13 protein-coding genes are annotated in these 13,444 nt (G+C 68.2%); 9 read left to right on the forward strand and 4 right to left on the reverse strand.

The genetic code is table 11. The features are described 5' to 3' along the window. Nucleotides 1-68 precede the first annotated feature (68 nt). Nucleotides 69-746, forward strand: coding sequence for a hypothetical protein (locus tag LHP98_RS04705; protein WP_227251313.1), 678 nt, complete (start codon nt 69-71; stop codon nt 744-746). Nucleotides 747-752: 6 nt separating this feature from the next. Here LHP98_RS04705 and LHP98_RS04710 read toward each other — a convergent pair whose 3' ends face one another. Then, nucleotides 753-1,361, reverse strand: a complete 609-nt coding sequence (locus LHP98_RS04710) for an NAD(P)H-dependent oxidoreductase (RefSeq protein ID WP_227251314.1) — start codon at nt 1,359-1,361, stop codon at nt 753-755. 443 nt (nt 1,362-1,804) lie between these two features. Here LHP98_RS04710 and LHP98_RS04715 point away from each other — a divergent pair, with 443 nt between their 5' ends. Beyond that, nucleotides 1,805-3,832, forward strand: a complete 2,028-nt coding sequence (locus LHP98_RS04715) for an elongation factor G (RefSeq protein WP_227251315.1) — start codon at nt 1,805-1,807, stop codon at nt 3,830-3,832. A 95-nt stretch (nt 3,833-3,927) separates the two neighbouring features. After that, nucleotides 3,928-5,265 carry a dimethylsulfonioproprionate lyase DddP gene (dddP, locus tag LHP98_RS04720; protein ID WP_227251316.1) on the forward strand — a complete coding sequence of 446 codons (1,338 nt, stop codon included), beginning with the start codon at nt 3,928-3,930 and terminating at the stop codon, nt 5,263-5,265. 35 nt (nt 5,266-5,300) lie between these two features. Here dddP and LHP98_RS04725 read toward each other — a convergent pair whose 3' ends face one another. Further along, complete coding sequence (locus LHP98_RS04725; RefSeq protein WP_227251317.1) at nt 5,301-6,164, reverse strand: endonuclease/exonuclease/phosphatase family protein; 864 nt, start codon at nt 6,162-6,164, stop codon at nt 5,301-5,303. Then, nucleotides 6,161-6,739 carry a TetR/AcrR family transcriptional regulator gene (locus LHP98_RS04730; RefSeq protein WP_227251318.1) on the reverse strand — a complete coding sequence of 193 codons (579 nt, stop codon included), beginning with the start codon at nt 6,737-6,739 and terminating at the stop codon, nt 6,161-6,163. The genes LHP98_RS04725 and LHP98_RS04730 overlap by 4 nt, the downstream gene beginning before the upstream one ends. 271 nt (nt 6,740-7,010) lie before the next feature. Here LHP98_RS04730 and purB point away from each other — a divergent pair, with 271 nt between their 5' ends. The 6 genes from purB to LHP98_RS04760 all read left to right on the forward strand — a co-directional run bounded on the left by purB (nt 7,011) and on the right by LHP98_RS04760 (nt 12,565). Then, entirely contained in the window at nt 7,011-8,312 is a 1,302-nt protein-coding gene (purB, locus tag LHP98_RS04735; protein WP_227251319.1) for an adenylosuccinate lyase, read from the forward strand. 153 nt (nt 8,313-8,465) lie between these two features. Then, complete coding sequence (locus tag LHP98_RS04740; protein ID WP_227251320.1) at nt 8,466-8,999, forward strand: tetratricopeptide repeat protein; 534 nt, start codon at nt 8,466-8,468, stop codon at nt 8,997-8,999. Between the two features lie 23 nt (nt 9,000-9,022). Continuing rightward, on the forward strand, nt 9,023-9,190 hold the full coding sequence (locus LHP98_RS04745) for a hypothetical protein (protein ID WP_227251321.1): 168 nt from the start codon (nt 9,023-9,025) through the stop codon (nt 9,188-9,190). A 66-nt stretch (nt 9,191-9,256) separates the two neighbouring features. Then, entirely contained in the window at nt 9,257-10,336 is a 1,080-nt protein-coding gene (locus LHP98_RS04750; protein ID WP_227251322.1) for a flagellar motor switch protein FliG, read from the forward strand. A gap of 440 nt (nt 10,337-10,776) precedes the next feature. Further along, complete coding sequence (locus LHP98_RS04755; protein WP_227251323.1) at nt 10,777-11,667, forward strand: DMT family transporter; 891 nt, start codon at nt 10,777-10,779, stop codon at nt 11,665-11,667. After that, a complete protein-coding gene (locus LHP98_RS04760) occupies nt 11,654-12,565 on the forward strand; it encodes a lysophospholipid acyltransferase family protein (RefSeq protein WP_227251324.1) in 912 nt (303 codons plus the stop codon). Before LHP98_RS04755 ends, LHP98_RS04760 begins: the two co-directional genes overlap by 14 nt. Here the strand turns inward: LHP98_RS04760 and LHP98_RS04765 are convergent, their stop codons facing one another. Then, nucleotides 12,566-13,225: a DUF1223 domain-containing protein gene (locus LHP98_RS04765; protein ID WP_227251325.1), complete on the reverse strand. Its 660-nt coding sequence runs from the start codon at nt 13,223-13,225 to the stop codon at nt 12,566-12,568. Nucleotides 13,226-13,444 lie beyond the last annotated feature (219 nt).

Consider the following 13,444-nt stretch of genomic DNA (forward strand, 5'->3'; position numbering starts at 1 on the left):
AATCGCGCCCCGGTTTCGCCGCGCCCGGCGCCCAGCTTCCACGGGATTGTTTCTGCCTGGTGAGGCCGATGTCGCGCAACAGCAATGACAACCGTCCGCAAATCTGGTCGGAAGGCCGCCAGCACCTGCCGCTGAACCCGCGCACCTTCGCGCTGGCCAGCGTCGGCTTTGCACGCGATGGCCTGGCCGGTCTGCTGGGCCGCTGCGCCGGCTCGGCCCGCGATTTTGGCGGCGCCGTCTTCGGCGGGCTCTGGCGCATCCCGGAAGACCGGCTGGGCCGCACCGGTCGCTACCTGCCCTCGCACCGGCGCGTCGGCCAGGCGGTGACCGAAGGCGCGGCGCTGCTGGAACGGACCGCGCGCGTGGTCCGGCCAAACCCCGAGGCGGTGGCGCCGTCGATCTTTCACGCCGCCCCGCTGGCGCCGCGGCCGGTGCGCCGCCTGCCCCCTGCCGCCGAAGCCGCCCTGCGCAGCGAAGACCCTGCCGATGCTGAACTGGTGGCAATCCGCGCCCTGATGGATCCGGCGCCGGCCCTTTCTTTGCCCGAGGTGCCCTGCGTTGCCGACACGTCGACGGAGCCGGCGGTTGCGTCACCGCCCGCGGGTGCCGGACGCCTTGCCCTGGTGCGCGATGCCTTTGCCAGCGCGCTTGGATATGGGCTTCTGGTCGTCGCCGTTCCCTATGGCGCCATCAAGGCTGGAATCGCCCATCTGAACGGCGAAGACCTGCGCAGACTGGTCGACTGAACGCGCTCAGCGCAGCCTCCGGTCCAGTTCGGCCAGGGTGGCGCGAAGCCCGGCCTCGAACCGCTTCAGCCGGTCCGGCTCGACCGCTTCGGCCCGATGCAGCGCCCGCCAGATCACCCGCGCCCGCGGCGCACAGGGCCTAACGATCCCCAGACGCAAAATGCGCTGCAACGGCCGCCGCATCACCAGGGTTTCCACCCACCAGGGCGCACCCATCGTGGTGACCGCCAGAACCGCCCGCAGCCCGTGCAGGCGCGGAATCATCGGGCCATACGCCGGCGCATGGTCATAGGCCAGGCCGGGCGCCCAGACCCGGTCGAACCAGCCTTTCAGGATGGCCGGAAAGCCGAACCACCAGGTCGGAAACACCAGGACAATCACTTCAGCCCAGGCCAACTCCTCCAGCTCTCTTGCAGCTTCACCGTGGAAGTCGCTGTAATAGCTTTCTCTTTCCGGCTTGCTCAGGTTCGGATCGAAGCCGCGCGCGTACAGATCGCAGTGCCGGACGTCCCAGCCGGCCGCACCAGCCTGAGCCGCGACCAGGGCTGCCAGCCGGGCAGCGAGACTGTGCGGCACCGGATGTGCCAGCACCACAAGACAGCGCAGCGCGCTCACGCCGCTGCCTCGCACAAGCCACCCCACCTCACAGCCTGGCGCGACAAGCCTTGCGCCAGGCAGGCGTTGTGTGATCGGCGGGGGCAAAGGGCCTGCGGCTCTGTCATGGCCGCCAGCCTAGCCGGGCAGGCGCTAAAGGCAATCGCCCCTGCCATCCCGGTGGTGCGGCCCCACGCCACGAAACCGGGCCGCGACAACGAAAACAGGGCGCGGCGTCCGGCCCGGCCGGGACCGGGACCGACGGCTCTGCGGGATCGCCGCCCGCGACCTTGCGCCACGTTCGGTCGATTTTGCGCGACGGCAGCGAAAATCCGAGGCAAAGATGAATCATGGGGACGCAAGGACAGCGACCCCCGAACCGGCGGCCGGGCAGTACGGGCCGCCAGAGATGCTCTGGATCCCGCCCTGCCCAAGCGCCGCCCACGGCCCATGGGAGGGACCAAATGAGCCACGATATCCACGGCACCCGATGCGCCGCGCTGGTCGGCGCGCATGGCAGCGGCAAGACCACGCTCTTCGAATCGCTGCTGCATGCCGCCGGAATGACCGACCGGCGCGGGACCGTGAAAGACCGAACCACCGTCGGGGATGCCTCGCCCGAGGCGCGGGCGCGCGGCATCTCGACCGAGATGACCCTCGCCAACTGCCGCTTCATGGACGAGGATTGGACCCTGATCGACTGTCCCGGCTCGGTGGAATTGCTCACCGATACCCGAAGCGCGATGAGCATCGCCGATATTGTCGTCGTCGTCGCCGACCCCTTCCCGGAACGCGCCGTGGCGGTCTCGCCGCTGTTGCGGTTCCTGGATGACCGACGCATCCCGCATGTGATCTTCATCAACCGGCTTGACGTGCCAGAGGCGCATGTCCGCGCCACCTTCCACGCCCTGCAGGCGCTGTCCGACCGGCCGCTTGCCCTGCGCGAGATTCCGCTGCGCGACGCCAGCGGTCAGGTCACCGGCATGGTCGATCTGGTCAGCGAACGCGCCTGGCGCTGGAACCCTCACAAGCCCTCGGACCTGATCCCGCTGCCCGAGGCCGTGAAGGCCGACGAAAGCGTCGAACGCAGCGGCCTGCTCGAGGCGCTGGCCGATTTCGACGACCGCATCATGGAGCAGGTCCTGGACGATATGACCCCTGCGCCTCAGGAGATCTACGCCTCGCTCGCCCGCGATCTGGAGCAGGACCTGGTGGTCCCGGTTTTCTTCGGCGCGGCCGAGTTCGAGAACGGCGTCCGCCGGTTGTGGAAAGCGCTGCGCCACGACTGCCCGGCCCCGGCGGTCACCGCCGCCCGGCTGGGCCTGTCCGACGGCACCGGCCCGATGGCGCAGGTCATCAAGACGTTCCAGTCCGGCCAGGCCGGGCGCGCGGCCTTTGCCCGCGTCTGGCGCGGCGAGGTCAAGGACGGGCTAACCCTCGGTCATGATCGCGTTGGCTCGGTTTCCTCTGCGTTGGGCCGCAAGTTCACCCCCAAGGGCCATGCCGGCCCCGGCGAGATCGTCGTCCTGGGCCGCATGTCCACCGTCAAGGCCGGCGAGGTGCTGACCGAAGGGGCGGCCCAAGCCAGCGACTGGCCGGAACCGCCCGCGCCGCTGGCGGCCATCGCGATCCGGGCCGAGCATCCGGCCGACGAGGCGAAGCTGTCGACCGCCCTGTCGCGTCTCTTCGACGAAGATCCCGCCTTGTCCACCCATTGGGCGGCCGATACCGGCGAGACCCACCTGCGCGGCCAGGGCGACATTCACCTGCAGATCGCGCTGTCTCGGCTGAAGGCCGAGGCCGGGCTTTCGGTCAAGACGGCCAAGCCGACCGTTTCCTACCGGGAAACGATCAGCAAGAGCGCGACGTTCCATTCGCGGCACAAGAAACAATCCGGCGGGCACGGCGAATTCGCCGACATCCATGTCGAGATTGCGCCGCGCGGCCGGGGCGAGGGCTTCCAGTTCTCGGACAAGATCACCGGCGGCGTGGTGCCAAAGCAGTACATCCCGGCGGTGCAGAAGGGCGTGGAGACCGCGCTTGACCGCGGGCCGCTGGGGTTCCCGGTGGTCGATGTGGGCGTGGTGCTGACCGATGGCAGCTATCACACCGTCGACAGCTCCGACTTCGCCTTCCAGAAGGCCGGCGCCAAGGCGATGCAGGAAGCCATGCCCACCTGCGGACCGGTGCTGCTGGAGCCGGTGATGGAGGTCATCATCTCGGTGCCCTCCGATTTCACCCCGCGCGCCCAGCGCATCGTCACCGCCCGGCGCGGCCAGCTGCTGGGCTTTGACACCAAGACCGGCTGGAAGGGCTGGGACGAGGTCTCGGCCCTGATCCCCGAAGGCGAGTTGGACGGGCTGATCACCGAACTGCGCTCGCAGACCCTTGGTGTCGGCTTCTACACCGCCGGCTTCGACCATCTGGAGCTTCTGGCGGGCCGCGAGGCCGATCAGGTGATCGCCGCCCGGGCCGAGGCGCTGAAGGGCTGATGCCCTTGCCGGAAGGCGACATGCCCCGTCGCCTTCCGGCATGACTTCGCGGCCCTTCCGGACCAGCCTTCGGGCTGACCCGGGGGAGGCCAGCCATGACCGACTACCACCGCGACCGCCGCAAGATCGACCCCAGCCGCGGCGCGCAGTTGGGCGACGGCAGCCCGAACGACAACGACCGGGTCGAGATCGGCCCGACGCAACTGGCCTTTCGCGAATGGCAGGCGGCCGGGCTGACCCCGCCGAACCTTGAGGCGATGCGCAGCTACCGCTGGCGGCGGCTAACCAAGGCGCTGGTCGACCGCGACTATGGCGGGCTTTTGATGTTCGACCCCCTGAACATCCGCTACGCCACCGACACCACCAACATGCAGCTTTGGAACACCCACAACCCGTTCCGCGCCTGCCTGTTGTGCGCCGACGGGCACATGGTGATGTGGGAATACAAGAACGCGCCGTTCCTTGTGGAGTTCAACCCGCTGGTCAGGGAACTCCGCTCGGGCGCGACCTTCTTCTACAATTCCACCGGCGACCGCGGCGAGGCTTCGGCCCGCGCCTTCGCAGCCCAGGTGGATGAGGTGATGCGCGCCCACGCCGGCGCCAACCGCCGCCTGGCGGTGGACAAGATCATGGTCCACGGGCTGCGGGCGCTGGAAAGCGCCGGCTTCACCGTCGAGGAAGGCGAGGAAGTCACCGAACGCACGCGAGCGATCAAGGGGCCGGACGAGATTCTGGCAATGCGCTGCGCCCATCACGCCTGCGAGGCCGGCATTGCCGAGATGGAGGCCTTCACCCGAGAAAACGTGCCCAAGGGCAACGTCAGCGAAGATGCGATCTGGGCCGAGTTGCACGCCGCCAACATCCGCCGCGGCGGCGAATGGATCGAGACCCGGCTGCTGGCGTCAGGCCCGCGCACCAACCCCTGGTTTCAGGAATGCGGCCCGCGCATCGTGCAGCCCGAGGAAATCGTCGCCTTCGACACCGACCTGATTGGCGCCTACGGCATCTGCATCGACATCAGCCGCACCTGGTGGGTGGGCGAGACGCGGCCCTCGAACGCGATGATCAGCGCCTTTCACCACGCACTAGACCACATCCGCGACCATCAGGCCCGGCTGCGCCCCGGTGTCAGCATCAAGGAACTGGTCTTCGGCGGCCACCAATTGGCGCCGGAATACTGGGCGCAGAAATACGCCTGCAAGATGCACGGCGTGGGGCTGTGCGACGAGTGGCCCTATGTGCACTACCCCGACGGCTGGATTCCGGGCGCTTTCGATGCGGTGCTGGAACCCGGCATGGTGCTTTGCGTCGAGGCGCTGGTCAGCCCCGAGGGCGGCGATTTCTCGATCAAGCTCGAGGACCAGGTGCTGATCACCGAAACCGGCGCCGAGAACCTGACCCGCTACCCGTTCGACCCGCGCCTCCTGGGCTGACACCGGCCAAGGACGCCGGAAATCGGCTTTGCCGCCTATAGCGAGACTTCGGCCAGCAGACCCCGGTGGTCCGACCCCAGCGTCTCGCGCGGTTCGACCTGCCCGCCGCCGGGGGAAAATACATGGTCGATGGGCAGTTCGGCCCAGCGGGCCAGGCCGACATAGGTGTTCAGGACCCTGCCGGCCGGAACGACGCGGCTCGCCGCCATCATCCGGCCCAAGCTGACCGACCAGCGCACCATGTTGAAATCGCCCGCCATCACCACCGGCCCGTCCAGGCCTTCCAGCACCGGCACAAGCGCATCAACCTGCGCCGGTTGCCGGTGCGGCCAGGGCCAGTGCAGGTGGATCGAGACCAGCCAGAGCGGTCCCTCCGGGCCCTGCACCTGCATCGCCGCCAGGCCTTCGGCGCAAACCGTCCGTCCGGGAATCGGAGCCAGGCGCGTGGCGATGGCGGTGCCGCCCACCGCCGAGAACGGACAGGTGTCCTGGTGCGGCAGAACATCGGACAGCGCGGCCAGCAGCAGCTCGTTCGCCGACGACACTTCCTGCAGGGTCAGAACATCCGGCGCTGCGGCGCGGACATCTGCCTCAAGGCCTGCCAGATCATCGTTCCGGAACAGCATGTTCTTCTGATAGACCCGCAACGCACCCGCCGATCCCTCGGCCAGCGAAGCGCCGATCAGCGGCCCGCCGGCAAAGGCGGCCAGCGCCAGCCCGGCCAGGCCCGCCGCCCGGGCGCGCAAGGCCAGCGCCAGGGCCGCGGCAAAGGTCAGGACGACGGCCCCTTGCGGACGAAACACCGCGAAGGAATCGCCCGCCGGGTGCAGGGTCCCCAGATAGCCCGCAAGCACCGGCACGGCGGCCAGGACCACGATCAGGGCGGCGGCACGCCTCATGCTGGCCCGGTCAGGATCGCCTCGGCCACGCGCTTCAGCGGGCCGCGCATCGCAACCCCGGCCGATCCGCGCAGCGATTCCAGCCCGATCAACGCGCCGTAGAAGGCGGCGGCGCCTTCCTCGGCCGTCTCGGGCGACACCCCGGCCTCGGCCAGCAATTCGCGCAGGGCATCCATCCGGCGGCGGTCCACCCGCAGCAGCACCGCCCGGGCGCGCGCATCCGTGCGGCCCCAGTCGCGGATCGCCGGTTCCAGTGCGCCTCCCGATACCTCGGCCTCGGGAAGGACCGACACCAGTTCAACCAACCGCAGCACGCGCCCCCGCGGGTCCAGGTCGGCCGCCCGTGCAGCGGCGGTGACGGCGGTCGTGGCCAGTTCGGCCCAGGCCTCCAGCATGGCCTGGTGCAGCGCGCCCAAATCCTTGAAGTGCCAGTAGAAAGAGCCCTTCGTGGCCCCCAGTTCGCGGGCCAGGGTTTCAACCCGCACCGCTTGCGGCCCGACAGCCGCCAGGGCACGGAACCCGGCCATGATCCAGTCAGCCGGCGCGAGCCGCGCTTTCAGCGCTGCCACCGTCATGCCCCTGCCCTCAAGCCGCGTCCGATCCGCACCCCGACCTCCTGCCAGTGTCCGGCGCCTGCGGCCGGAACAAGGCCACCCTAGGAGAAGCTGGTTAACGAAGCGCAAATGACCGCCGACAGTCGATTTTCGCGCGGAAATCGTGCCCGGATTTCGCGCGAAGTCCGCCTGCCCCGCCGCTGGCCGCCTGCCCGCCTCCCTTGCACGCCTTGCACGCCTTGCGGCCACAGCGTAAGGCCAGCCGCAACCGCCCGCCAGTCAGAGGTCCGTGATGATCCCGCGCTATTCCCGCCCCGAAATGGTGGCCATCTGGTCCCCGGAAACCCGCTTCAAGATCTGGTTCGAGATCGAGGCCCATGCCTGCGACGCCCAGGCCGCACTTGGGGTGATCCCGAAAGCCAATGCCGAAGCAGTCTGGCGGGCCAGGGATGTGGAATTCGACATCGCCCGCATCGACGAGATCGAAGCGGTGACCAAGCACGACGTGATCGCCTTCCTCACCCACCTGGCCGAGATCGTCGGCAATGAACAGGCCCGCTTTGTCCATCAGGGCATGACCTCGTCGGACGTGCTGGACACCACGCTGAACATCCAGATGATGCGCGCGGCCGACCTCTTGCTGGCGGGCGTCGATCGCGTGCTGGCGGCGCTGAAGACCCGTGCGCTGGAACACAAGGACACCGTCCGCATCGGCCGCAGCCACGGCATCCACGCCGAGCCCACCACCCTGGGCCTGACCTTCGCCCGGTTCTACGCCGAGATGAAGCGCAACCGCGAACGCCTTGAAAACGCGCGGAAAGAGATTGCCACCGGCGCCATTTCGGGTGCCGTCGGCACCTTCGCCAACATCGACCCGAGGGTCGAGGAACACGTCTGCAAGGCGCTTGGCCTGACGCCCGAGCCGATCAGCACGCAGGTCATCCCGCGCGACCGCCACGCGATGTACTTTGCCACCCTGGGCGTCATCGCCAGCAGCATCGAGAACGTCGCGACCGAGATCCGCCACATGCAGCGCACCGAAGTGCTGGAGGCCGAGGAATACTTCTCGCCCGGCCAGAAGGGCAGCAGCGCCATGCCGCACAAGCGCAACCCGGTGCTGACCGAGAACCTGACCGGCCTAGCCCGCATCGTCCGCATGGCCGTGGTCCCGGCGATGGAGAACGTGCCGCTCTGGCATGAGCGCGACATCTCGCATTCCAGCGTCGAGCGGATGATCGGCCCCGATGCCACGATCACGCTGGATTTCGCCCTGCACCGGTTGGCCGGCGTGATCGAAAAGCTGGTGGTCTACCCCGAGACCATGCTGAAGAACCTGCACAAGTTCAAAGGCCTGGTGATGAGCCAGCGGGTGCTGCTGGCGCTGACCCAGGCCGGGGTCTCGCGCGAGGATGCCTATCGCCTGGTGCAAAGGAACGCGATGAAGGTCTGGGAGAAGGGTGCCGATTTCAAGGCCGAGCTTCTGGCCGACCCCGAGGTCACCGCGGCCCTGAGCCCGGCCGAAATCGAAGAGAAGTTCGACCTTGGCTACCACACCAAGCACGTCGACACGATCTTCGCCCGCGTCTTCGGCTGACGGCGCCTGTTCCCCCGGGAACCGCCCCTGCCCGATTTCCATGCGATCAACGCCCCGCAGGACCTTTGTCTGCGGGGTTTTCCGCATCCACCGTGAAACCTGCATTTGACCCGCACGGATTCGTGCTATCCTTGATTGAAAGGGAGATCCCCCATGCGCCTTCTGCCCCTTCTTCTGCTGACCACCCTGCCCTTCGCGGCCTTCGCCGCCGGGTCGGACGACAGCGCGCCGCCCACCGCCACCCAGACCACGACCGAATGCAAGGATGGCCAGGTCTGGGACGACACCGCAAAGAAATGCGTCGCCCCGCAGGATTCCCGGCTGGATGACGATGCCCGCTTCGGTGCCGTGCGCGAACTGGCCTGGGCCGGCCGCTACGATGAAGCGATGACCGTGCTGGCCGCCATGACCGAAGGTGAAACCGACCGGGTGATGACCTACAAGGGCTTCATCCTGCGCAAGTCCGGCCAGATCGAAGCCGGCATCGCGGCCTACGAGGCGGCGCTGCGGATCAACCCCGGCAACATCCTGACCCACAGCTACTATGGCCAGTTGCTGGTCGAGATGAACGAACCGGACGCCGCCCGCGTTCATCTGGCCGCGATCCGGGCCAACGGCGGCAGCGGAACCTGGGCCGAAATCGCGCTGGCTTCGGCCATCGAGACCGGGCTGACCTACACCTTTTGACCCTGACCCAAGGAGGACGACCGATGACGACCAGAACCGCCCTCGCCACGCTTGCTCTTGCTCTGCTGCCCTCGCTGGCCGCCGCCAACGGGTGCCACGACGGGATGAAGGAGATCACCGCCTCGTCCTGCGCCGAAGGCATGGTCTGGGACATGGCCAAGGGCCAGTGCGTCCTGCAGCCGACCAGCTGACGGAAAGCCCGCGTTAACTGCCATCGGCCATTCTCCGATCCGGACCCATCGGAATCGGAGAAGGCCATGGCATCGGAACGGCTCCCCCTCGCCCGCATCACCCCCGTGCAGCGGATGATGACGGTTCCAGGGGAAGGGCTGCGCAAGATCCTGTCTCCTCGCGAGAAGGCGGCGGTCATCGTGCGCTATCTTCTGGGCGAGGGGGCCTCGCTGCCGCTGGCGCAGTTGCCCGACCACATGCAGGCCGCCCTGGCCGAGACCATGGGCCTGATGCGGCTGGTGGACCGTCAGACGCTGGACCAGGTGGTGCACGAATTCGTCACCGAACTGGATCAGGTCGGCCTGGCCTTCCCGGGCGGCCTGGAAGGCGCGCTGTCGGTGATGGACGGTCACATCTCGCAGACCGCCGCCAGCAGGCTGCGCCGCAAGGCCGGCGTCTCGGCCAAGGGCGACCCGTGGGAGCGGCTGCTGACCCTGCCGATCGAAAAGCTGATCCCGATCATCGAGGACGAGGCGGTCGAGGTGGCGGCGGTGATCCTGTCCAAGCTGCATGTCCAGCGCGCCGCCGACATCCTGGGCAAGCTGCCCGGCGAAAAGGCCCGCCGCATCGCCTATGCCGTGTCGCTGACCGGCAACGTCGATCCGGAAACCGTGCACCGCATCGGCCTTGCCGTGCTGGGCCAGATGGACAGCCAGCCGCCGCGGGCCTTCGACCAGGACCCGGTCGAACGGGTGGGGGCGATCCTCAACATCTCGCCCGCGGCAACGCGCGACGACGTGCTCAAGGGCCTGGACGACGCCGACGCGAAATTCGCCGAACAGGTGCGCAAGGCGATCTTCACCTATTCGCACATCCCGACAAAGATCACCCCGCGCGACATTCCCAAGATCATTCGCATCGTCGACCAGACCATGCTGGTCACCGCCATGGCCTATAGCACCGGCAAGGAAGGGCTGGAGGCCGCGACCGAATTCGTCCTGGCCAATATCTCGCAACGCATGGCGCAAAGCATCCGTGAAGAGATGACCAGCCGCGGCAAGATCAAGGAGAAGGATGCCGAAGAGGCGATGAATGTCATCATCAGCGCGATCCGCACGCTGGAAGCCTCGGGCGAACTGGTGATGGTCCAGCCCGAGGAGGATTGACCGTTTTCCTTCCAGCGCATCGGTGACCTTGACGGGGCGCTGTTCCAGGAAGGGATGATCCCGTCGCTTGGCACCTGTTCACTTTCGCCGGCGATCATACCTCGGCGGACCGGACGCCAACCGGCGCTGCCTGCACCGACACGCTTCCCGATCACCGGCCCGGGGCCGGCTGCGCCGATGTCCTCGGCCGCCAGACCGCAGGCCGCCCGTGCGAAGATCCGTCCGCAGGGGAAACAGGACCAGGCCGGTCGGGGCCAGGGCCGCACCGGGATGCGCGCCCGGCCAGGGCGCCGGACGCGAGTTCCGCTTCCCCGCCGGAAAGACCGCGCTGATCCCGGCCCTGTCGCGCGGCGGCAAGCCCTGCAGGCGTTCCGCGCTCGATTTCAGCGCGGAAATCGCCCCCTTGCCGCCACCCCGCCCCGCGCCTAGGGTCACACCCCATGGCCGCCGAGCAGAACCCCGCCCGCGGGATCGCCCTGATGATCCTGGCGATCCTGCTGTTCACCGCGATGGACGCGGCGGCCAAGGGGCTGGTGCAGCGCTATCCGGCGCCGCTGGTCGTCTGGGGTCGCTTTGCGGTGCAGTTCCTGATCGTGCTGGCGATCCTCAACGCCCGCGCTCCCGCGCTGGCGCGCACCCGCTACCCCGTCCTGCACCTCTGGCGCAGCCTGTTCCAGTTCGGCGCCACTGCCTGCTTCTTCCTGTCGCTCGGCCACGTCGGCCTGGCCGAGGCGACCGCGCTGACCGACCTCAACCCCGTCCTGATCACGCTGGGTGCCGCGCTGTTCCTGGGCGAGCCGCTTGGCCCCCGCCGCATCGCCGGCGTCGTCGTGGCGCTGATCGGCGCGCTGATCATCATCCGCCCGGGTGCTGGCCTGTTCACGCCCTGGGCGCTGCTGCCTTTGGGCGCGGCGCTCAGCTACACCGGCAACGCGCTGCTCACCCGCCACCTTGGCCCGCTGGAATCGCCCTGGACCTCGATGATCTGGGCGGCGGGCTTCGGCACCCTCGTGGCGGCCTTGGCCCTGCCCTTCGTCTGGACGCCCGTCTCGGCCGCCGACCTGGCCCGCTTTGCCCTGATCGGCGCTTTGGGCACCGGGGCGCAGCTTTGCCTGATCCGCAGCTTTTCCATCGCCCAGGCTGGCATCGTGGCCCCCTTTGCCTATCTCGGCATCGTCTTCGCCACGGTCTGGGGCGCGGCCCTTTATGGCGAATGGCCCGATGGCTGGACCATCTTCGGCGCGCTTGTGATCGTGGCGGCGGGTCTCTATGTCTGGCACCGCGAAACCCTTGCCGCCGCTGCGGTACGCCGTCCTGATGAGCAGCCCTGACATCCGCCCCCCCTTTCGGCCTGACCACTTCGCGGTCAACCTCGTTCTGCGGGGCCTGATCAAGCTGGCCCTGGTCCTGCCCTATACCCTGCGCGTGGCCTTCCTGGGCGGGCTGATGCGGCGCGTCCTGGGGCCGCTTGCCGGCTATCGGCGCCGGGCACTGGACAACCTGGCCCTGATCTGGCCGGACCTGCCGCCCGCGCGCCGCCGCCAGATCGCAGACCAGGCGCTGGAAAACGCCGGCCGCACCCTGATCGAGAACTACTCCACCGCCGAGTTCACGGCCCGTGCCGCAGCGCTGGTCCCCGAAGGCCCCGGTCTGGCCGCGCTGGAAGCCGCGCGCGCCGCGGGCCGGCCGGTCATCCTGGTCTCGGGGCATTTCGGGAATTACGAGGCCGCCCGTGCCGCTCTGGTCGCCCGCGGGTTCAACATCGGGGGGCTCTACCGCAACCTCAAGAACCGCTACTTCAACGCTCACTACGTCAAGACCATGCAGGCCTTCGGTGGCCCGGTCTTCCCGCAGGGGCGCGCCGGCACCGCAGGCTTCGTGCGCCATCTCAAGGAGGGCGGACAGCTCGTCCTCTTGTTCGACCAGGACGTTGCCTCGGGCGAGTTTCTGCCGTTTCTCGGCCGCCCCGCCCGCACCGCTCTTTCGGCCGCCCAACTGGCGCTGCGGCTGAAGGCCGACCTCATCCCGTTCTTCGCCATCCGCCAGCCGGACGGGCTGGACTTCCGGGTAGAGCTGGATGCGCCGGTGCCCCACAGCGACCCGCGGACCATGACCGAAGCCATCACCCGGGCGCTGGAGCAGCGCGTGCGGGCCCACCCGGGGCAATGGTTCTGGATACACAACCGCTGGAAAGGCTCGACCCGGCGCAGCCGCAAGGCACCAGACTGATCAGTCGGCCTGAGCCGCCGCCAGAATCGCCGCCGGGCCTTCATTTTGCAGGACGACCACCGCCGGGTCGCTGCCGGGCGCCGGGGTGGACAGGTCCAGCGGCTCGACCCCCGCCCAGTCGGCGACATGCTCCCAACTGGTCACCACGTTGAAATAAGTGATGGTCTTGCCGGCATTCTCTCCGCGCTCGATGGTCACGGTTTCCTCCGGCACATAGCGCACCAGCTGCACCCGCACCGGCTCGGTCAGCGGCGGGTCGGCTTCGGCCCGGATCACCAGCCGGTCGCCTTCGCGCGTGACGGTCAGCCGCACCTGGCTGCTGCCGGCCAGGTGGCGTTCCAGAAGATCCACCGTCTCGACCGGCGCGAAGCCCTCGACCCGGTCCAGACCCCCGACAATGAACTGTGGCGTGTAGATGGTGCGCGAGCCGATGGCGCGGGCATAGGCCTTCTGCCGATCGGTAAAGCGGCCCTGGGCAAAGCTGTCTGCCCAGCCGATGTAATCCCAGTAATCGACGTGCAGCGACAGCGGCAGCACCTTCGGGTCTGCCGCCAGCCGTTCGACGAATTCGTCCGCCGGCGGGCAGGATGAACACCCCTGCGAAGTGTAAAGCTCGACGATCACCAGATTTTCGGCCTGCGCGCCGAGGGCAAGGGTCATCCACAGGCCGCAAGCGGCGCTGACCAATTGTCGCATCATTGCTTTCCCGGTCCCCTGAGCCCGTCCTTCGCTTATAGGAAACGGCATCCGGTCCGGCCAATCAAGGTTTTGCGAGTGCCGCACGAGACCTGTATCAGGAACGGGAATCGGCGGCGGGGGCAGGTCGAAAACGGGGACTGGATTTTTGGCATACAATTGCATACAAAGACCCGGACTCGC

The organism is Rhodobacter sp. Har01 (assembly GCF_020564565.1).
Classification (GTDB): Bacteria; Pseudomonadota; Alphaproteobacteria; order Rhodobacterales; family Rhodobacteraceae; genus Pseudogemmobacter.